This window comes from Bacillus sp. FAU20, from assembly GCF_056033865.1.
Genome location: NZ_JBVYHY010000022.1, coordinates 331,897 through 354,325, shown reverse-complemented (window position 1 = coordinate 354,325; position 22,429 = coordinate 331,897). Strand labels below are relative to the sequence as shown.

The following is a 22,429-nucleotide window of genomic DNA, read 5'->3' as shown; positions in this document are numbered from 1 at the left end:
AAAAAATAAGAAAAGCAAGCTATTTGTAGGACAGATTTCTACTGATAGCTTGCTTTTTATGTTACAGTAGTGGTAAGACCTATTTAAAAAAATGGAAGTTTCCTTAAATCTTCATTAATACTATGTAGAATACGTTTTGAATTAGGGCATTGTATTGTAAAATAAGAAGTAAGCTACTTATATACCTGTTAAGGTAGGCATATAATGAGTTTATAAAAATCTTAATATGAATGAATAATTAAAAGTAGAAAAGAGAGAGAAATCTACTTATTAACGTTTTAGTTTATAGGACAGGAGAGAGTATTCGTCGATTATGCAAATAAAAAACCTGTTTCAAAGCAAAGGATTTCAGAGGTTACTCGTATTAGTAATACTTGCTCTCGTGTTATACGGGCTGCAAAGTATGTTGAATTTAATATTAATTACGTTTATTCTCACGTATTTAATGGATCGATTCCAAAAGTTTATTTCCCGCAAATTAGATCATTTCATGCCTATTAATCGAAAAATTATTATAGCATTTCTATATGTAATGTTAATTGGTGGAATTGCTATTACGTTATTTAAATATTTACCAGTATTGACGATACAAATTTCACAACTGATTTACCAATTCAATGTATTTTTAAGAAACCCACCAGATAGTGAACTAATTAAGTATGCAGTTAATGCTGTCAATCATATGGAGCTTTCTAAATATGTAGGACAAGGCGTAGACATTTTGTATAAATCGATTACAAATGTTGGTAAATTCGGCCTTCAAGTTTTACTTTCTTTAATTTTGAGTTTGTTTTTCTTACTAGAAAAATCTCGTATTTTTGGTTTTACTGCAAAGTTTAAAGAAAGCAGGCTTGCAATTTTCTATACTGAAATTGAGTACTTCGGAAAGAAATTTGCACGTTCATTTGGAAAGGTAATCGAAGCACAATTTTTAATTGCTGTTGTTAACTGTGTTCTTTCAGTTATCGCATTATGGATATTAGGATTCCCGCAATTATTGGGTTTAGCGTTAATGATTTTCTTGCTTGGCTTAATTCCAGTAGCGGGGGTTATCATTTCGTTATTCCCACTTTGTATGATTGCTTACAATATTGGCGGTATTATGTACGTTGTTTATATTTTAGTTATCGTAACAGTGATTCATGCGCTTGAAAGTTACGTATTAAATCCGAAGTTTATGTCGCAAAAAACAAATTTACCGATTTTCTATACTTTTATGGTATTAATTTTCTCAGAGCACTTTTTAGGTGTATGGGGATTAATTATCGGTATTCCAATCTTCATTTTCTTACTAGATGTTTTAGACGTAACAAGTGATGAAATTGAGAAGGATGTTGGAACAAAATAAAGTGAAGTGAAGAAAAAGCATCGATGTTCGATGCTTTTTCTTTTATAACATTATGTTTCTTATGCCATACTGTAAGGAGAATATAGAATAGGGGTGAAGTAATGGCTTTAAATGAAAAGGTAGAATTAGCTACATTTGCTGGAGGGTGTTTCTGGTGTATGGTTTCTCCGTTTGAAGAGATGGAGGGAATTATACAGGTTGTTTCAGGGTATACAGGCGGTCATAAAGAGGACCCAACGTATAAAGAAGTGTGCTCGGAAACAACAGGACATTATGAAGCGGTACAAATTACATTTGATGCAAATAAAATGCCGTATGAGGAGTTATTAAATATATATTGGAGACAAATTGATCCGACTGATGTAGGTGGGCAATTCCACGACCGCGGACAGTCTTACGAAACAGTGATTTTTTATCATAATGAAGAACAACATAAAAAAGCAGAGGCCTCAAAAGAAGAGCTTGAGCAGAGTGGGCGCTTTTCAAAACCAATTGCGACAAAAATACTACCAGCAGCTACATTTTATCCAGCTGAAGAATATCACCAAGGATATCATAAGAAAAATACATTCCGCTATGAGTTATATCGTAAAGGCTCAGGACGAGATGCTTTTATTAAGCAACATTGGCCAAAGGATAATGCTCATTTAAAAGAAAAACTCAATGAGATGCAGTTTTATGTAACACAGGAAAATGGTACAGAACCACCATTTCGAAATGAGTATTGGAACCATAAAGAGGAAGGTCTTTATGTAGACATCGTTTCCGGTGAGCCGTTGTTTACTTCTCTAGATAAATTTGATAGTGGATGTGGATGGCCTAGTTTTACAAAACCAGTTATGTCAGCAAGTGTGAAAGAAAAGATGGATGTGAGTCATAATATGACACGTACAGAAGTGAGAAGTAAAGAGGGAGATTCACATCTTGGGCACGTATTTCCAGACGGTCCAGGACCAAATGGCCTTCGTTACTGTATTAATTCCGCAGCTCTTCGATTTATTCCAAAAGAGGAATTAGAGAAAGAAGGCTATGGCGATTTCCTAATCTTGTTTGGAAATAAAAAATAACCTCGCAGTTAGCGAGGTTATTTTTTTGTTATTTTGTTTTTTTCTTTTTAAATTTGCTTAATACTTCATAGACGATTGGAACAATAAGAAGTGTTAATAAAGTTGAACTTGTTAATCCACCAATTACCGTTACACCAAGTCCTTTAGAAATTAAGCCACTACCTTCAAATCCTAATGCAAGCGGGATAAGAGCACCGATTGTTGCAATTGCAGTCATTAAAATTGGTCGAAGGCGTGTTGCACCAGCTTCTAATAAAGCTTCACGTGTTGATAGACCTTCATTTTCTTTATGAATAACGCGGTCGATAAGCACGATTGCATTTGTTACAACGATACCGATTAACATAAGCGCACCAATCATTGCAGAGACACTTAATGTTTCACCAGAGATTAATAAGGCAACAAGAGCCCCGATGATTGTGAATGGTAGTGAGAATAAAATTGCGAATGGTGCAAGGGCACCGCCAAATGTAACGACAAGAACGAAGTATACAATGGCAATCGCAGCTAACATCGCTAGGCCAAGTTGCTTGAATGATTCTTCAATATCTTTAGTAACACCGCCCATGGAAACATCTACACCAGAAGGAAGATCCATTTTATCTACTTCTTTTTGTACTGCAGTAGATGCTTTTGAAACGTCATCAGATGTTAATTTGGCACTAACCTCTGCATAAACACGTCCATCTCGGTGTGTTACTGTATTCGATGTTTCACCTTCTTTTACAGTCATAACATCTTTCACAGCTACTTCATTACCAAGTGGTGTTGTAATTTTGCGATTTGTTAAGTCATCGATTGTTTCATAATTTTGTTTTTCAGCTTCTACATATACATTGATATCTTTACCGTCTTTTTTAATTGTTGTCAGAACAGGGCGATCATGTTGATTAGAAAGTCCCATTCCAATTTGAGCAGCCGTTAAGCCCATTTTACTTACCTTTTCTTGATCTGCGACTAAAGTGTACTCTGCATATGTTTTTGCAATACTAGAATCTATATCTTTTAAGTCTTTATTTTTCTTCATGATATTTTGAATATCTTTTACGACAGGCTTAATGTCTTCTGAGCTATCTCCGTAAACGTATAGTTTAATTTCATTACTACCGCCACTTGCTCCGAAGTCTTGGTTTTTCCATTCGCCTTTGCCAGACATCTTCTGTAAATCTTTAACGACTTGTTCTTTCTCTTTTTCAAAGTTTTTCGTGTCGTTATCATATTGCACGAAGAACATTGCTTGGTTTGATTGACCAGGACTCATTGGATTCTCTCCACCTAATGAGAACTGAATTGTTTTGACGTCTTTATTATCTTGGAAGTGCTTCTCAGCTTTTGTTGCAATTTTTTCAACGTCTTCTAACGTTTGACCTGGTTCAGGGTTGTATGTTGCAATGATCATTTTTTCTTCTTCAGAAGGTAAGAAACTTACACCGATAACTGGTACAAGTGCAAGACTACCAACTAATAGAAGGACAGCGATACTTGATGTAATAATTTTGTGATTTAAAGCCCATGCAAGTATGCGTTTATAACCATTTGCTAATTTACTTGGTTTTTCTTCATGATGTACTTCTTTTTCCCTCATGCTCTCTTTCTTAAATAAGGAATGGGCTAGCATCGGTACGATTGTAACTGCTACTAGTAACGACGCTAATAAAGCGAAGACGATAGTTAAGGCGAATGGTAAGAACATTTCACCAATCATACCTTTTACAAGCCCTAGCGGTAAGAATACAGCGATTGTTACAATGGTAGAAGACATAATCGGGATAAACATTTCTTTCGTAGCTTCACGAATTAAATCTTTTCCGCGCAATTTCTCTTCTGATAACGACATACGTCGATAAATATTTTCAATAACAACAATTGAGTCATCGACAACGCGGCCTATAGCAACTGTCATTGCTCCAAGTGTCATAATGTTAAGCGTAATATCCATTTGCTTTATGACTAAAACAGCAATTAATAAAGAAAGTGGTATTGAAACGACAGAGATTAACGTTGTTCGAATATTTCGTAGGAACAGCATAATAATAACAATCGCAAAGATAGCACCGAAAATTGCTTTGCTCAGCATTGTTTCTACTGATTTTTCAATAGGTGCACCTTGGTCGAATGTTGAAATAATCTCTAAGTCTTTATACTTTTTCTCAAGTTCTTTTACTTTATCTTTTACTGCATTTACAACATCAACTGTATTTGCATCAGAGGCCTTCACAATTTGAATTCCAATTGCTTCTTTTCCATTTGTTCGAGAAATGGATTCTGCTTTCCCAACTTCTTTAATGTCAGCAATTTCGTCTAATGTAACTGTTGGAATCCCGTTCATAGCAGCTGGATTCATTTGCGGCGTTTGTGCACCAGCGCCAGCATTTTGACTACCTTGACCGTTAGGTGAGGAAGGTATAGCTGGGATTTTGAGTTCTTTTAATGTTTTAATCGTTGTAATATTGCCATCTACAACAACTGATTTTTCCGTGTCTTTAAATGTGTATAAGCCAAGTGGTAAAGATACATCCGATCCCTTAATTACATTTTTTACAGTATCTTCACTTAGTCCTAGTTCTTTCATTTTATCTTTCTTGAAGACGAGCTGTACTTCGTCTACTTGTTGACCAGCAATTTGAACAGATGCAACACCATCAAGTCCTTTTAATCCTGGTACAACATTTTTTTCTACATTTTCAGTTAAGGTAGCTAAAGATTCATTCTTGCTTGCTACGCTTAACGAAATAACAGGAAAAGCATTGAAGTTTACTCGTGAAACTTTAGGGTCTTTAACACCGTCTGGGAGCTTCACATTCGTAAGAGCTTCTTTAATTTCTGTTTCTGCTTTTTCCATATTTTTATCAAAATCGTATTCTACTTGAATAGAAGATGCGTTTTGAAAAGATGATGAGCTTACAACGTTAACACCGCTTAAATTTTGTAGTTGTTCTTCCATCGGCTTTGAAACTTTATCAGCTACTTCTTCTGGTGTAGCACCAGGATAGACCGTAGTTACTGTTACAATCGGTGTTGTAATATCAGGAATTGTTTCCAGCTTCATATTGAGTCCAGAGTAGATCCCGGCAATAGTAACAATAATGGTTAGTAGCCAAACTGCGAACTTATTTTTTAACGAGAAATTGATGATTTTGTTCATGTTTGCGCTCCCTTTTTATTATATTGACCAACTGGTCAGTCTAATACATAATATAACTGACCGCTCGGTCAATCGTCAATAAAAAGAGATGGTATAATACATTTATAATAAGATGCGAGATTAAATTTAGGAGAGAAGATATGAAAGAAAAAGAGCGTTTAATTATAGAATCGGCTATGAAGTTATTTGCTACTAAGGGTGTAAATGCGACATCAGTGCAGGAAATTGTGACAGCTAGTGGTATATCTAAGGGAGCTTTTTACTTATATTTTAAATCGAAAGATGAGCTTTTATTAGCGACACTTCGATATTATTATGACAAAATCCAAAAGAAAATGCTGGATATTGAACAAGAGTCTTTATTACCACGTGAAAAATTTGCAAAACAATTACATTGTCAGTTTAATGATATACAAAAGCATAAAGAATTTATTATTATGCATGCGAGAGAAAATGCAATTCCGTTTAATAAAGAAGTGGAAGAATTTATGATGCGGATGAAGTTAGAGTCTCATGCATTTTATCGGAATAGTTTATTGTCCATTTATGGTGAAAAGGTTATGCCATATTTATTGGATTTAGTAATTATGGTAGAAGGCATATGCCGTGGGTATTTAGAATTAATTATTTTACAAGCACCAGAAATCGATTTATCGTATGTCGCTGCTTTTATTTTAAAAAGAGTAGATCATTTAGTAGATGGCTTAGTAGAATCTTCGGAAGAACCTATTTTACATGAAGAAAAGCTTGGAGAATTTCTTTGTAAATCCGAGCTCATTAAGGAACAAGTTAAAGAGCATTTTTTAAAAGAAATTATTGTATTTAAGCGTAATTTAGCTGATCAATTAGAGGATGATGAGTTGTTAGTAACGTTAGATGTTTTAGAGGCTGAAATACGATTGCTTAATCCAAGAATTCCGGTAATTAGAGGTATGTTAGCAAACTTAGAGGCGTATCCGGAATTAAAAGAATTTCAATTACGCCTTATAGGATACTACAATATAAAAAATTCTTAATAAAAATAAGTAAAAAACTCCTTGTCTACACAAGGAGTTTTTTCTTAAAGACTACTTACTGTTTTGAGACCATTCTTCAACATCCCAAACTTTTGTGATCCAATCTTCATAGAAGTCCGGTTCGTGACATACAAGGAGAATTGTTCCTTTATATGCTTTCATAGCCTTCTTAAGTTCCGCTTTTGCTGTAACATCAAGATGGTTTGTCGGCTCATCAAATAATAGCCAGTTACTTTCCTCACCCATTAGCTTACATAAACGAACTTTTGCTTGTTCTCCACCACTTAATTGACTTAATGGGCGAGAAATATGTTCATTTTTTAATCCGCATTTTGCTAACATTGCACGAATTTGATGCTGGTCTAAACCAGGGAATGTATTCCATACATCATCAATTGGTGTTATATTATCAGCTTTAACTTCCTGTTCAAAGTATGCAGGCTCTAAGAAGTCACCAAGGCTTGTTTTACCGCTTAAAGGTTTAATTTTACCTAAGATTGTTTTTAGTAACGTTGATTTACCAACACCGTTACATCCAACAATAGCAATTTTTTCACCACGTTCAATCGTCATTGATAGCTTTGGTAGTAGAGGATGCGTATATCCGATTTCTACATTTTCACCTTCAAAGACGAAGCGGCTACTTGCGCGACTTTCTTTAAATGAGAATTCAGGTTTAATCGCTGTTTCTGGGCGATCAATAAGTTCCATGCGATCAAGTTGTTTTTGACGACTCTTTGCACGACCTGTCGTTGAATAACGAGCCTTGTTCTTTGCAATGAAGTCTTCTTGTTTTTTGATAAACTCACGCTGCTTTTCATAAGCGTTTATATGTTGATTTTTATTGATTTCTGCTAGTTCTAGGAATTTTTCATATGTCGCTGTATAGCGTGTCATTTTTGTGAATTCTAGATGGAAAATAACATCAACACATTTGTTCATAAATTCCGTATCATGAGAAATCAATAAGAATGCATGTGGGTATTCTTTTAAATAATTTGTTAACCAATGAATATGTTCAACGTCTAAATAGTTAGTAGGTTCATCAAGCAATAACACTTCTGGCTGTTCAAGTAATAGCTTTGCAAGCAATACCTTTGTACGTTGTCCACCACTTAGTGCTGAAACATCACGATCTAAACCAATTGCATCAATTCCAAGACCACGTGCAGCCTCTTCAATTTTCATATCTAGTAAGTAGAAACCACCTGCTTCAAGTGCATCTTGTATTTCTGCCATTTGCTCAAGAAGTTCTTCTAGTTCTTCTGGTGTAGCAGTTCCCATTTTTTCTGTAACTTCATTTAAAGCTTTTTCCTTTTCGAATAACGGTAAAAATGCATCCGCTAGTACGTCACGGATTGTACGCCCAGGTGTTAAAACAGTATGCTGATCTAAGTAGCCGTAATGTGTGCCCGGTGTCCATTCTACACGACCTTGGTCATGAATAAGCTGACCAGTAATGATATTCATGAATGTTGATTTACCAACACCGTTTGCACCAACTAATCCAACGTGCTCACCTGCTAATAATCGCATAGATACATCTTTAAATAATGTACGATCGCCAAATGTATGTCCTAATTTTTCAACTGTTAATAAGCTCATAGTATCCTCCGTCCAACTTGAAATAGTACCTTGAATCATGATACTAAATTCTTTCATATAATGCCATCATTTCAAAATGTATATTTTTTCAAAAGAAGTGTTTGTAAATGTTAGTATATAAAAAAGTTACTTCTACCTACAGAAGTAACTTTTTGGTTATGCCTTTTGTTTAACTTCACTAACTTTCTTTTCAGCTACAATAAAATGCGGTCTACGTTTTGTTTCATAATAAATACGACCGATATATTCACCAATAACACCGAGGAATATGAGTTGAATACCACCAATAAATAGTATAGCGGAAATGAGAGTAAAATAACCAGGAACTTCCACACCACCAAGGATGATTTGAACGAACGTAGTGATTACGTATAAAAGTCCTAAAATGGTTGTTAGTAATCCAAGATATATAGATAGACGTAACGGTTTATTATTGAATGAAATTACACCATCAATTCCGTAATTTAATAATTTTGAGAAGGTCCATTTACTCTCTCCTTCAGAACGTAATACATTTTCATATTCAATGATTAATTCGTTATAACCGATCCAAGAGAATAAACCCTTTGAAAATCTGTTGTATTCACTTAAAGACACTAAAGAATCCACTGCTCTTCGACTTAAAAGTCTAAAGTCACCAATACCATCTACTAATTCAATATCTACAAACTTATTCATTACCTTATAGTAAAGACGAGAGATGAAAGAGCGAACGGGTGAATCACCAGTTCTTGTCCTTTTTGCAATGACTTGGTCGTAGCCTTCGTTATATCCTTCTAACAGTTCTTTTATTAACGTAGGAGGGTGTTGTAAGTCAGCATCCATAATAACAATTGCATCGCCTGTAGCATATTTTAAACCTGCTAACATTGCTGCTTCTTTTCCGAAGTTTCGACTAAATGATATATAATGTACCGATGAATCTGAACTAGCTAAATCACGTAAAATATTTAATGTATCATCTTTACTACCATCATTAACAAAAACAAATTCATAATCGGTAGTTAATTTATGAATTTCAAGAGAAGTCTCTGAATAAAAGGCTCGAAGCACCTTTTCTTCATTGTAGCATGGTACAACGATTGAAAGAGTCATTTTTGACACTCCTTGTTTGTAGTGGGTTAAAACAATGTTATGCGTTTTTATATGAAGCTATCCAATTTGATAGCTTCATGATTCATTGATTGCTCATTATTGCTTTTTAAAAGAAAATTTCCGTCGTGTTTTTGGATTTGTGAAAATTAGTAAAGCTACACAAATAATTAGTGAGATGATTGATATAATCATACCTAATTTGAAGTAAGGTGTAACGTAAGTCATTTCGATTACATGTGAGCCTTTTGTAATGGGAACACCGATAAAGGCAGAATTTGCTTTCGTAAATTCTTTTTCTTTTCCATCAACTTTTATAGTCCAACCTTTACTATATGGAACAGATAAATATAGGAGCCCGTCTTTATTTGAGTTGATATCCCCTTTTAAATAATTGTTCTTATAATAAATATTTTCAAGCCTATTTTCAGTTAATTTTTTTGTTTCTTTTTGTACACTTTCATAGTTTACGATATTTGCTTGTAAGTCACCTAATTCATACTCACCTGCCATATCAATAGAGATAGTTAGGTTTTCTGGACGATCATTGCCTAAATTGTAAACAAATCTTTCTAACGGATACGAGTATGCACCAGCATCGTCACCTTTTCCTATTGTTTTTCCATTAACAGTTGCATTGAATGTACCTGTATTTTTCAATTTTAATTCTATCAGTAGATCACCAGGCGTATTAGGATAATTGATAGGTACAATCATATTTCCAAAGCCATGAACAATTAGTTTTTTTCCTTCTTTTTCCATGTTTTCGAATTTTGCTTTTTCCGTTTTAATAGATACTGCCTTTGATTTAAGGTCTTGTTTATTAAAATGATTTAATGAAAATTCTTTTGTATTATTAACGACAACAGCATGTAATAATAATTGATCACGCTGAGCGAAGTTTAATTTAGAAAACTCTTCTTCACTTATAGCCGAATCATATACATATCCTAACGGTAAGGAATAGTCATTTTTGTAAATATTATATGGTCCTACTTGCTGTAATAGTTTATATCCATAAGGTACATTCTTTGGATCTGTATCAGCACTTAATACGCGATATTTTATACCAAGCATATTTTCAAGTAGTAGTCGACTGTCAGTTTGATAAAACATTGAAGGTGTATCGTACATTTGGAATACGCCATATTTATTTTTCATAAAGTCATGGACATAATAATTAACCAAGCTTTGATACGTACTTACGCCATGATATCCTTGTAGCATTGGTGTGTTATATTCGCTATATGGATTAAGAATACGATAAAAGTCTTTATCATTTTCTTGTATGTAGCGAATTGCAGCAATTTCTTCGCTATTATCATAGCCTGGTTCGTGTAACTTTTCAGTTGAAATTTGACTCTGTCCGTAAACGGTGCTAAGTATATTATTCGCATACATATAATTCATAGAAATTGTGCTAACGAGTACGTTCAATACAACTAAAAATTGTATGAAGGGTTTAGAAATATAACGCCATAGACATACTGTAATAACAGAAAGAACGACAGTTCCGAGTAAAATGTTATCAACGTCTTGTAAAGGTTTATCAGTTACATTTATATTTATTTTTCTATAAAATGCATAAATGAATAATCCAATAGGCACTAATAAACTTATTAAATAAGGTAATTTGTAGTCTTTCTTATGAATAATCATCCAATCTAGAATGTATGCAATTGTTTGGGAAATTACAAATACAAATAAATAAAACCATCTAGATTGCATTGCTGAAAAACCATTAAACACAGAATATGTATATGGAAGCATAAACAGAATAAACATGAATAACGTAAAGAATACTTTATTTTTAATGAGTTTATCACGTATAAACATTCCAAATACGATTAAGAATAAAATTAAAGCTGGTAAAGCTAATTGATGATTTTCAGCATTATACATGAAGAAAATATTTTCCATTAAATCTTTATAAAATTTATCTTCAAATAATAATGGTATCTCAAACTTTTTTGATAATCGATCAGCGCTAAATACGGCATTAACTGATGGGAGGAAGCAAACGGCGGCTAAACCGAGTGATAATGCATACAATAAACCGATTCTAATATAATAAGTTAGAAAAGAGACAATCGTTTTATTTTGTTGTGTCGCAAAGTATTGGAATAATGCATAAATGAATATGAAAATACTTGTGATAAAAGCAAAATAAAAGTTTGATGCTAACATTAAAGTAGCAGCAATTAGGAAAAGTCCGCGCTTCTTTTCGATAATATATTTATCAAGCCCCCATATTACTAATGGTAAAAATACAATAGCATCAGCCATGAAATCCCATAGTAAAGAGTGGCGGATGAAAGTAATACAGCCACCATATATAATAGCAGCAACAAAAGATGAGAATGCTGTTTTATTATGGTAACGTAAAGAACCATACATGAATACCATAGCTAAAAAGTTTTTTAAAATACTCATGTATAATTTCACGTCATATACTTGCTCAAGACTTAGTTTAGGTAGTAACAGTGTAATCCAGAAAAATGGTGATGTGCTGTAATAATAACTAAACTCTCCAAATAAATCTCCACCTAACCCATAATCAAAGGACCAAAAAAGGTTGCCATCTTTAAAGGCATGTTGTAGAAGAAACGTAAAGAAGCCAAATTGACGTAACGCATCCCCTGTACCAGAAAAGGCTTGATTAGATGTTAAAAAGAAATAATGAAAAGCAAAAGCGCACAATAATAATATTGGCATAATTATCATTGTTTTCTTGGAAAAGAATTTATTATTCGGCTTTATGCTCATAAAAATTGATAATCCTCCTTTGAAAGTCGTTACATGTAACAACTAGTTTTTAGGTAGCATATAAAAACACACCAATTTTTAAAGGTGTGTTCTTTAGTTTTAACATGAGAAAATATATATTTTTGTTGAAGCATATATATTTTTACAAGCGTTGGAGTTCATAGTTTACATGTAATTTAGTATAAGGCATTCTCAGAAAGTAAGTCAATTTGAGCTGGAATATATAGCATTTTTTTACTGAAGAAAAATGATAGTATATAAAAAAAGCAAAAAGCTTTTCCTATTTAAAAATGGAAAAGCTTTTTGCTTTTAAGCGTGTTTGCGAATGAACTTTTGTTTTATAAACCCTAAAACAAATCCACGTATTTGAGGATCAATTACAATTCCGATCATACCGTATAGTATACCAGTAAGAGTTAAAGCAACTAATGGTGGTAAGTCGATTAATGCAATTCGGTATATACCGTAACTAATAATAAAGGCTAAGGAATTAAATATAATTCCTTTAACTAATAATTGCATGCCTTTACGAATAAAGAGGGTAAATCCGATTAATAGTGTAATTTCGGTAAGGATAGCTGCGGCAGCTGCCCCCATCATTCCATATTTACTACCTAATACAATATAACCTATGATGGCAACAACTAATCCAATAGTCATTGTTGTTGCACGTTTCCATTGCTGGCCAATCGTTGTTAAATTATCGGCTAGTGGATAGTTAATTGATTGTAAAATAACCATAAACGCTAGAATAGCAAGAGCGTTACCAGCGGGAGCGTATTCTTCTCCTAATAAACTAACAATCCAGAAACTTGGATCAGCAATAAAGGGGATAGAAATTCCCATTCCTAAAAAAGACATAAGTTTTAATTCAAAACTTGATAATTTTCTATGTTCTTCAATATTTTTCTCATTACCAAAAGCAAAAAGCCTTGGATAAAAGGCAGCTGCAATTACTCCAGGTATTTGATATAGTACAGCAGGTATTTTAGATGCAGCACCAAAGAATCCAACTTGATTATATGTTGAAACCTTTTCTAATATAATAGGGCCCAATTGTGGTAAGAGCATAATGATGATTCCGTTGATTGTGAAAATAAGTAATTGATCTAAAATGCCTTTATCCCAACCCTTATGAACTTGTGTATAACGTATTGTCATTATAAAGGCGATAACACCTGTTACAAGACTAGATACCCCGTACATAGCAGCAACCATCATAAGTGACCATTGGAAAGACATCCCTAGTAATAGGGCAGCAGCAGCTGTTACACCTTGTAGCACAGAAATAATAGCTGTAAATTGCATGCGTTCTGTTACTTGGAAGTAAGCCATTCCAACACCTTGTAAGGTTGCTCCGAACATTGTTGGTAGAACAACCCAATATACCATCGCACGTAAGTAAGCATCGGGATAGAAGAACTGGGCAAAAATAGCGAAAAGTACAGAAATTACGATAGCTAATATTAAACGAATACGTAAATAACTACTTATTAGCACGCTAATATTGGCATCGCTTCTCGTTCCTTCACGCATAAAGGTATGTGTCAAACCTGCATCTGTAAAGTAACAAATAACAGCTGAAACTGCTAACGCAGTTGTAAACATACCGTAATCACTTGGAGAAACATATCTTGCAAAGAAAATTGTTGCAATAGCCAGTACAAAACGTACAGTAATGTTTCCCACAAACAGGTAGGATGCGTTTTTTAGAATTTTATTTGTTTTCATGAGAAAAGACCTTTCTATTCTTTAGGACCCGGTTAGCTTGTCCTATTTGTAAATTTGATTTGTTCACAGAAAGAGAGAGTATCGTTATATTTTCAGTTTAAGAAAACAGAAATTTAATTCGTACAAACCAAAGCATTGCATATAGTTTTTTACTACGCTTTCCATTCTTTGAATAGATTTTACGGCAATATTTCCTTATATCTTTTTTGATTAATTGAACTTGTGATTTATCTAATCGAGAGTTTTCTTTAATATATATACAAGCGTTATTGATGACTGTATAAGGGAATAAATAAGTCTCAAGAATCTCAATCAGTGACTGAGGGTCTTTTGTAATGAAATCTTGAGATTTATTATGTACCCAATCTTTCATACGATTGAATACTTCCAACTCTTTTGTCGTTTTTAATTCATAATCTTTATACTTAGAAGAAAGATTTCCTTCTGATAAAATTCTATAATAAGTTAAGTATTCATCGACATAACATACATTTGTCACACTCATAAGTTTAAATAAAAACTCTAAATCTTCGCCCCAACTACATCCTGGTGTAAAACGAATGTTATGATCCATTACGATGGATCGTTTGAAAATCCAAGTACTTGTTTGAGCAACAACTTGATGTGTTAGGAATGCTTTTGCCATATCACCTTTAATAAAGTTTGTTGTATGTTCAACCTTCTCGCCTGTTTCTTCGTAGAAATTCATATAACCACAATAGCACGCGTCCATTTCGTTTTTATGCATACTTTTGACTTGCTTCTCAATTTTAGTTGGATGCCATAAGTCATCACTATCAAGGAAAGCGATATATTTTCCGCTAGCATTTTCGATACCTGTATTACGGGCTACCGAAACACCTTGGTTTTTTTGATGAACGTATTTTACTTGCCCTGGGTATTTTTCAGCAAGGTTTTTTACGATAGAAGGTGACTGATCTTTACTTCCATCATCTACAATTACAATTTCGATGTTTTTATATGTTTGATCTAGTATTGACTGTATCGTTTCTTCAATATATTTTTCCGTGTTATACAGGGGTATGACAACAGAAACAAGTTGCTTTTGTTCCATCATAGAATTTTTATCTCCTCAAGTTTTTTATGTCTTGCATCATATATACAAGCCTTTGGAAAGGAAGAAGATTACAAGAACATCTGTATAAGTTTAACGCATATAAACTTTGTAAATCAACTTTCTATTGTTGTACTTTGTATAAAAAGTATTTATTATAGAACGTATTGTGTTGTAAAAATATAGAAAAAAATTTTGAAGGTTATGTATCTGAAGGGAGAAGATGAGATGTTAGGGCGATTTACTCGCAAATCTAATATAGTCCTTTTAGGGATTATTATGATTGTCGGGTTTGCACTTCGTTTTGCAACTTTACAAACACATGGTGCAGATCTATCTATAGCTAGCGATGATATAGGTTATCAAAAAACGGCAAATATTTTATTGGAAACAGGGATGTTAACATACCATGAACCAGATAAACCAACGATTCATATTATGCCGGGTTTTCCAGCCTTATTAGCTGCTGTATTTTACTTTTTTGGAAATGGCAGTGAAGGTATTTTTATAGCCAAATTAATCATTATTCTATTAGGAGTACTTAGTATTTTGCTAACTTATAAGATTGGTACTTATTTATTGAATCCTGCTGCAGGATTAATAGGTGCTTTCTTATTAGCTGTGTATCCTCCAGAGATTGTTATGGAAAATTTAACTTTAACAGAAGGGCCGTTTCTACTCCTTTCATTAGGATTAGTATATTGGAGTTTAAAATTAGCTGATACTCATAAAACGAAACATCTTCTGATTGTATTAATTTTCTATTTTTTAGCACTGTACCTCCGCGTACAAATTGCCTTATATCCAATCTTATTATTTGGGTATCTTTTAATGAAACGCTATCCATTCCGGGTTATGATGAAGCAGGCGATTATAAGTATAGGAATAGGACTTATCGTACTTGGACCATGGTGGGCCCGCAATTACATTCAATTTGATAAATTTATCCCACTAACTGCAGGGGCAGGGAATCCGTTATTACTTGGAACGTATCAAGGGGAAGGTTACCCAGAAGGTAAGGATATGGGGGAACTTGAAATAGAATTACATGCAAAGTACCCTAATCTTGAAGCGCATGAATTTATGGAGTTAGAAGAAAAAATAGCCATTGATAAAATGAAAGAATGGTGGAAAACGAATAAGGGCTCTATGATAGAGAGTTATTTAGTCTTGAAACCAGAAATTCTTTGGAAAAAACCGTATTATTCTATAGAGCATAATATTGAAGTATTCAATGTTTCTGCAAAGGATATGAATGAAATATATAATTTTATTAAGACGACGTTTTTAATATGTACAGTACTTTCATTTATTTTCCTTTTAAAAAGGTGGAGAGAGACTACATTTTTATGGTCAATCCTTTTACTGCAAACAGCTTTAACGTGTTTTTATGTTGCATATGAACGATATGCATTACCGTTAATACCATTCTTATTTATTATAATTGGAGTAGGGACCGTGGCAACGATTATGAAAATTAATAAATTATTGATTAGAAAAAAATAATTTGCAATAAAAAACATCTTAATTTTTTTAAAAAATTAAGATGTTTTTTTGTATATATTAATATTTAAATAGAAAACTATTCGTTATCGGTTTCAGTTTGCGTTACTTTTAATTTTTGCTTTAATAACGCATAATCTTGCGTTAATGTTACAAGTTGATGATGTAATTTAGAAATTTTTCTTGTTAAGTCAAAAATTAAGATGAAACAGAATAATAGTCCAAATAAAAATAAAACAGATGGAGGATATTCTACGTGTAATAGTTGTCCAATCCAATTTATAATTTTTTCAGTAGAACTTAAAATTGCCATTGAAACACAAACAAAAATCCATAAAATGGCATATTTAGTTTCTAAAGCTCCACGACGAATGGAATTAATAATTAATAAAAATAATAATAGAATGAAGATAAATGAAAAGGTAATTATAGGCATTTATTATCAACCTTTCACAATTTTTTGCATCAATATAGCAAGGCTTACTTTAATCATGTAATATGCAGATTTAAGAGGTGTAATAGAAGATTGTCCCCCTTGGCGCTCTTGCATATTTACAGATATTTCATTAATGCGTAATTTTTTCTTTTTTAAATGAATAAGGACTTCTGGTTCTGGATAATCTTTTGGATAATTATGTGCAAAAATCTTAATTACTTCTCGATTGATAGCACGATACCCAGAAGTTGGATCCATAAAGGTTTGTTTTGTTAGTACTTTCAGTAGAGCAGTAAAATAAAAAATACCAACTCTTCTGGAAATACTACCTTTATAAGCTGTTTTCTCTGTAAAACGTGAACCTAGCACCATATCGCATTGGTCTTCAGCAATAGGTTTTATAATTTTGTACAAGTCATCAGGATTATGTTGCCCATCAGCATCGAACTGAATTGCAATATCATATCCATTTTCATAAGCGTATTTATAACCAGTTTGTACAGCTGAGCCAATACCTAGGTTATATGGTAAGTTCACAAGGTGAACAGGAAAATCATTTACGATTTGAGCTGTTTTATCATGTGATCCATCATTAATAACGCAAATGCTTAATTCTGTAAAATGCTGTTTTAGTTTTAATAGTCTTGTTAATGTATCTGCAATTGCTTCTTCCTCGTTATACGCAGGAATAATAATTAACGTTTTTGGTATTGAAATTGGTACCTCAATAGACATTATCGCACCATCCCTTATATACTTAATTATATTATAGTTATTTTTAAACGAACCTTATCTAATATACCATTAATAGTATAGCAAAATAAAGGAAAAACTGGTGGGTTATTTTAGGAGACAAACAGTAAATAAAAGATAAGAGCTGGAATTTTTTTATAATAAAAAATACATGCAAGGATGAAATAAACCTGTGCATGTATGAAGTGAGAGTAGCGTATTATATATTCCATGGCTTACTTAAAGTTAAAACTTCAGCCATCTCTTTACTTTTTAAACGTCCCTTTTTTCGGTTTTCCGCGCGTTCTAAACCGGTTGTGTGTAACCAATGTTCTTCCTGAGTTTCAGGGAGTACTTGTGGTACGGACGAAGGTTTTCCATCTTTTATTGCCACAAATGTAATAAAGCAAGTAGCGGCAATTCTACGCTCGCCTGCTAATAAATTTTCTGCGATTACTTTTACGAAAACTTCCATTGAAGATTTCCCTGTATAACATACAAATGCTTCATAACAAACAGAATCAGCTTGGTGAATTGGAGTTAAAAAATCAACTGAATCAATAGATGCTGTTACGCAATGTTTACGACTATGTCTTGCAGCCGCAATCGAAGCAATACTATCAATTTCTGCTAATAATTTCCCTCCAAAAAGTGTTTGGTGATTATTTAAATCGTTAGGAAAAACACGTGTTGTCTTAATTGCTTTAGATTCTCGCATGAATTTCTTTTCCATATATTCAGCCCCTATAGTCTGTTTTCAATCAGAATAATATGTGTAAGTGGATTACTCATATTAGATATTTAATGAAGTAAAGTGTATTCCAAAAGAGGATTATTTAAACTTCTGTATTTGTATTCATGTAACTGAAAGAAAATTTATTTTATCTAAAATGTAGTGTAAAAGAGGATTCGCTTACATTGCAAGTAAAAAGTAATGACTATGTATTTGTCATAGAAATTCTCTATCAGCCGTGTACCCATTCATGGTAGAATCGTTTTGTTATGAATGGAAATAGAGGTGCAATGGACATATGAATCATATACAAACAAATTTTTCATCTTTCTTCAATAAAATTATGATCGGTGCGATGCTCGCATTTTTTGTTTATAGTTGTTGGGCAGCATTTGAGACAAGTAAGCAATTTTTTGGAGGAAGTACAACAAGTGTAACAATCATATTGGCAATTTTCGTCATACTCATTTTGCTAGTGACATCAATTCTACAATATCGTTTTACAGATAAACAATTTCTTACTTTTCTTATAAGTATAACTATAGTTGTAAGGCTTAGTATGCTGTTATTTGTAGATGCTCCAATAATTGGTGATATGAAAGTGATGTATGAGTCTGCAAAGCAGATTGCAATTGGTAATAATATAGGGACTGTAACTCATTTGCCTTTTATTATATATGAGTCAATAATTATTCGTATATTTGGTGATACATTATTCGCTTTACAACTATTTAATGTGTTATTTTGCGCAGGAACCTCATTTTTTATTTATCGTATTGCGGCAATGGTTTTTGGAGAAGAATGCGGTCGTATTGCTTCCGTATTTTATGCTCTGTATATTCCAAATATATTCATGAGTTCCGTATTAACTCCTGAGTCACTTGCAATATTTTTATTTTATTTTGCTTGTTACATACTTTTATATAAAGGATTAGATCATCCTTATATGTGGGTGTTTTCGGCAATTTTATTTGCATTTAGTAATATGATTTTCCCAATGGGATTATTTCTTCCTATTTTTATCACGGTATATGTATTATTAATCGAAGTATTTCAATCAGCAACGAAACAAAAGGTGTTACTAAAGATGATAGGGATACTTATTCTATTTTATAGTGCCCATTTTGGTGTGAATTATGGAATTAAAACAATGGGGATGTCACAATATACGATTGCAAATGAGACGTATGTTCAATCTGTTTTAATTGGAAAAACCCAACATGAGGAAAAAATATCAAAAAATCAAAGTGTAACAGAGCATATTGATCAAAAGTTAAAAGAGATTGAGGGAGAAAGATTTAAACTTTTAGAACCGATAATAAATCAGTTTTCAGATGAGGGGATAAATTCTATTCTTTTCAAATGTGAAAAACTGATATATATAGCAGTAACATTGTTTATGACTATAGCTCTATTACACTTCCTTATTAAGAAACAACAAAATGAGGGATATATGTTGTTCTTATTTTTCATTAGTGGCTACGTATTGTTAAAGCTCTTCCAAGTAGATATGGCATATTACAATGTAATTATGCCAGCATTGTTTATTTTGCAGAGCTTTGGTGTTTATATGAGTTATGTGTATTGTCAAAAAATATTTTTCAGAAAATAAAAAGAATCCATTCTGGATTCTTTTTTGATGGGAGATGAAATTTAGTAGTCAGTGTAGATGAAAAGTATGCCTGACCTGAATTTTATCCCGCTATTTTCTAGGCAGTAAGACCCCCATCTCCAAATTCAGCGAAAGCAAAGAAATTAGGTGGGAACCCTGCTGCTCGTAAAAGCCTGATTGGTGAGGGCTCATAATCAGTGGGGAATGAACAAAACTCCCACTGATTAAAGTTTTACTTTATCTTATCGATTTAGTTCTAGTTGCAAATTATCGGCTGTTAGAGCCATTTGTGAGGAGTCATCTTGAATTCCTTTCATTACTTGTGAAATAGCTTGTAGTTCGTGTTCAATTTTCTTATTCTGTTCTTTTGAGTTAGACATATCTTGTACGATTTCTTGGAAGTATCGATCCGTTGCCGACATACTATCCGTTCCTTCCGATACGAGAGAGCTAATTTGTTTCACGGAAGACGAGACACGGGTAATTTGTTCATTTGTTTTTTCGACGAGCTTTGTAACGTTAAATATAGATTCTTTCGTTTGCTCTGATAATTTTCGGATTTCACCAGCAACAACAGAAAACCCCTTCCCAAATTCTCCAGCACGCGCAGACTCGATAGCAGCGTTTAGTGCGAGTAAATTTGTTTGCTCCGCAATTGATTTAACAATATCTATGATTTCATTAATTTTGTTAGAAATATTAAGAAGTTCATGAGTATCTGTAATAATCGTTTCCATATTCATTTGAATAGATCCCATTCGTTTATTCTGCTGGTTTAATTGTTCTTTCCCTTTATTCGCTTTTTCTTCAGATGTTGTAGCTAATGATGTACCTGTTTTAGCGATCTCTACAATAGTTTCAGATTTGGCGGTTAGTTTTTGAATAGAAGAGCTTGTTTTTTCAGATACAGCAGCTAGTTCTGTTGCGATATGCGTAATTGTCATAGCAGTTAGTTCTTTTTCTTTTTCATGCTCTTTTTGCATTCTTTCATATTCAGATTCATAAGCTGCAAGAACAAGTTCTTGTTCAAGAGTGAATAATTTATTTATGACATTTATAGAATAGGAAAAATCATCGATTGTCGTTATTTTTGTTTGCAAAATCTTCATGATAGAGCGGAATAATTCTTGATAAGCAGCAGTATACCATTTTCGATGTAAACCAATTTGTACATGTCTTTTGGCGATCCTAACACGTTGTTCAATAAAATCTTCATGCATATTGCCGCTGAATAATTCTTTAATATGTGTTTTTAAAGTTTGTTTTAGTTTTGGAATAGAGCTGTAACGTTCAATAATAGTAATTAAATTAGGTTGTTTTGTAATGTTGGCATAGAATTTTTCAGTAATCCAATCAATTTCTGCATAAATAAAAGGCTGTAGTACTTTTACAACTTGTAAATCTTCTTTTGAAATATGTAGCATATCCATTTGAATTTTCAATTCAGAATTAGTAGGGACATTAAAAGTTATTTGTTGGTCCTTACTTAATTCGATTATACTGGCATTTGTTTTATTAATACTTTTTTTGAAAACCCCAAGCATCATTCTTCCTCCCCTGTATATAAAGCGTTTTCAATTTTAAAACTAATATAGAGTAATTATATATGCTTATATACAATTACTCTATATTAGTTCGTTGAATAGTATATAAATTAAGAGAATTCTAGATAGAATTCTCTTAATGGCCTTTATTAATTTTAGCATGTGTTTTAAAGAAAACAGGGAAATGCACATTATATATTACAGTGACGACACGAATAACAAATGTTACTAATAAACAAACATAAAAAGCTAATACGTGCGCCCCTATAGCGTGTGTGATTAGGAAGCTAATTGCTCCTAAGATAGAAGCGATTGCGTAAATCTCTTTTCGGAATACGTAAGGGATATCTTGAGCGCAAATGTCACGCAAAATACCGCCTCCAATACCTGTAATGACTCCCATTGAAACAACTAGAAATGAGGCGTCAACATGATGTGACATTGCCGCATTTGCACCAATAGCTGTAAAAACGCCTAAGCCAACAGCATCAGAAAGCATAATAACGACTTGAAGTTTATTGATACGCTCAAAAAACATACAAGTAAATAATGCTGATAATACACTTACGAAAAAGTAAATGGGTTTTACAAATGCGACAGGGGGCAGGTTACCAATCATGATATCACGAATAATACCGCCGCCGAGCGCAGTAGCTACAGCTAAACAAAGGACACCAAATAAATCTAAATCTTTTTTTAAACCAACTAATGTACCAGAAATGGCAGCGGCGATAATGCCAAGAAACGTAAATATATCGATTAATAACATGGCCTTAATCCCTTCCTCTTAAAGATGTTCCAGAGAAAAAATATACACTAAAGTATTGGAAATAACAATTACTTTTCGCTACATGTAGAAAAACGGATAAAATACATAAAGAAAGCGTTTGAAAATGTTTGGAAAATAGACATAAAGTATTTTGAAAAAGGTATGAAAAGATTAACTTTACATTTTTTGATGTTACCTATTTGGTGAAATATTACAGTGATAGGCACTTTATTTATGCTTGTATAAATTGATAAA

At 33.0% G+C, this 22,429-nt stretch carries 16 protein-coding genes and 1 pseudogene; 5 read left to right on the top strand and 12 right to left on the bottom strand.

The genetic code is table 11. From position 1 onward, the window contains the following. Positions 1-313: 313 nt before the first annotated feature. Positions 314-1,348, top strand: a complete 1,035-nt coding sequence (locus AC0OM3_RS20050; protein ID WP_001166007.1) for an AI-2E family transporter — start codon at positions 314-316, stop codon at positions 1,346-1,348. Between the two features lie 101 nt (positions 1,349-1,449). After that, on the top strand, positions 1,450-2,415 hold the full coding sequence (gene msrB, locus AC0OM3_RS20045; protein WP_001196952.1) for a peptide-methionine (R)-S-oxide reductase MsrB: 966 nt from the start codon (positions 1,450-1,452) through the stop codon (positions 2,413-2,415). 28 nt (positions 2,416-2,443) lie between these two features. Here msrB and AC0OM3_RS20040 read toward each other — a convergent pair whose 3' ends face one another. Continuing rightward, positions 2,444-5,560 carry an efflux RND transporter permease subunit gene (locus tag AC0OM3_RS20040; protein ID WP_001033483.1) on the bottom strand — a complete coding sequence of 1,039 codons (3,117 nt, stop codon included), beginning with the start codon at positions 5,558-5,560 and terminating at the stop codon, positions 2,444-2,446. A gap of 140 nt (positions 5,561-5,700) precedes the next feature. On the opposite strand from AC0OM3_RS20040, the gene AC0OM3_RS20035 reads away from it, so the two are divergent. Next, positions 5,701-6,576: a TetR/AcrR family transcriptional regulator gene (locus AC0OM3_RS20035; RefSeq protein ID WP_000659647.1), complete on the top strand. Its 876-nt coding sequence runs from the start codon at positions 5,701-5,703 to the stop codon at positions 6,574-6,576. 51 nt (positions 6,577-6,627) lie between these two features. Here AC0OM3_RS20035 and AC0OM3_RS20030 read toward each other — a convergent pair whose 3' ends face one another. The 5 genes from AC0OM3_RS20030 to AC0OM3_RS20010 all read right to left on the bottom strand — a co-directional run bounded on the left by AC0OM3_RS20030 (position 6,628) and on the right by AC0OM3_RS20010 (position 14,848). After that, positions 6,628-8,181, bottom strand: coding sequence for an ABC-F family ATP-binding cassette domain-containing protein (locus tag AC0OM3_RS20030; protein ID WP_000055410.1), 1,554 nt, complete (start codon positions 8,179-8,181; stop codon positions 6,628-6,630). A gap of 156 nt (positions 8,182-8,337) precedes the next feature. Next, complete coding sequence (locus tag AC0OM3_RS20025; protein ID WP_000175830.1) at positions 8,338-9,276, bottom strand: glycosyltransferase family 2 protein; 939 nt, start codon at positions 9,274-9,276, stop codon at positions 8,338-8,340. Between the two features lie 96 nt (positions 9,277-9,372). Beyond that, the gene (locus AC0OM3_RS20020) at positions 9,373-12,039 is read right to left on the bottom strand and encodes a YfhO family protein (protein ID WP_474212804.1); all 2,667 of its coding nucleotides are present in this window, start codon (positions 12,037-12,039) and stop codon (positions 9,373-9,375) included. A 309-nt stretch (positions 12,040-12,348) separates the two neighbouring features. Further along, a complete protein-coding gene (locus tag AC0OM3_RS20015) occupies positions 12,349-13,770 on the bottom strand; it encodes an oligosaccharide flippase family protein (RefSeq protein WP_000856136.1) in 1,422 nt (473 codons plus the stop codon). A gap of 97 nt (positions 13,771-13,867) precedes the next feature. Continuing rightward, entirely contained in the window at positions 13,868-14,848 is a 981-nt protein-coding gene (locus AC0OM3_RS20010) for a glycosyltransferase family 2 protein (RefSeq protein ID WP_061884814.1), read from the bottom strand. 225 nt (positions 14,849-15,073) lie between these two features. Between AC0OM3_RS20010 and AC0OM3_RS20005 the strand changes: the two genes are divergently transcribed. After that, the gene (locus AC0OM3_RS20005) at positions 15,074-16,351 is read left to right on the top strand and encodes a glycosyltransferase family 39 protein (protein ID WP_474212801.1); all 1,278 of its coding nucleotides are present in this window, start codon (positions 15,074-15,076) and stop codon (positions 16,349-16,351) included. 76 nt (positions 16,352-16,427) lie between these two features. On the opposite strand, the gene AC0OM3_RS20000 is transcribed toward AC0OM3_RS20005, so the two are convergent. The 3 genes from AC0OM3_RS20000 to AC0OM3_RS19990 all read right to left on the bottom strand — a co-directional run bounded on the left by AC0OM3_RS20000 (position 16,428) and on the right by AC0OM3_RS19990 (position 18,249). Continuing rightward, entirely contained in the window at positions 16,428-16,784 is a 357-nt protein-coding gene (locus tag AC0OM3_RS20000) for a DUF2304 domain-containing protein (RefSeq protein WP_001121769.1), read from the bottom strand. A gap of 6 nt (positions 16,785-16,790) precedes the next feature. Beyond that, positions 16,791-17,519 carry a glycosyltransferase family 2 protein gene (locus AC0OM3_RS19995; protein WP_000021478.1) on the bottom strand — a complete coding sequence of 243 codons (729 nt, stop codon included), beginning with the start codon at positions 17,517-17,519 and terminating at the stop codon, positions 16,791-16,793. A gap of 217 nt (positions 17,520-17,736) precedes the next feature. Beyond that, entirely contained in the window at positions 17,737-18,249 is a 513-nt protein-coding gene (locus tag AC0OM3_RS19990; RefSeq protein ID WP_000412126.1) for an acyl-CoA thioesterase, read from the bottom strand. A 298-nt stretch (positions 18,250-18,547) separates the two neighbouring features. On the opposite strand from AC0OM3_RS19990, the gene AC0OM3_RS19985 reads away from it, so the two are divergent. Next, positions 18,548-19,861: an ArnT family glycosyltransferase gene (locus tag AC0OM3_RS19985; protein ID WP_001015620.1), complete on the top strand. Its 1,314-nt coding sequence runs from the start codon at positions 18,548-18,550 to the stop codon at positions 19,859-19,861. 242 nt (positions 19,862-20,103) lie between these two features. On the opposite strand, the gene AC0OM3_RS19980 is transcribed toward AC0OM3_RS19985, so the two are convergent. The 3 genes and pseudogenes from AC0OM3_RS19980 to AC0OM3_RS19970 all read right to left on the bottom strand — a co-directional run bounded on the left by AC0OM3_RS19980 (position 20,104) and on the right by AC0OM3_RS19970 (position 22,174). Beyond that, positions 20,104-20,910 (bottom strand): methyl-accepting chemotaxis protein, encoded by an 807-nt coding sequence (locus AC0OM3_RS19980; protein ID WP_431521029.1) that lies wholly within the window; start codon positions 20,908-20,910, stop codon positions 20,104-20,106. After that, positions 20,908-21,285 (bottom strand): annotated as a pseudogene (locus tag AC0OM3_RS19975) (protoglobin family protein); the annotation flags it as partial. The pseudogene AC0OM3_RS19975 and the gene AC0OM3_RS19980, both read right to left, overlap by 3 nt. A gap of 256 nt (positions 21,286-21,541) precedes the next feature. Next, entirely contained in the window at positions 21,542-22,174 is a 633-nt protein-coding gene (locus AC0OM3_RS19970) for a trimeric intracellular cation channel family protein (protein WP_474212798.1), read from the bottom strand. Positions 22,175-22,429 lie beyond the last annotated feature (255 nt).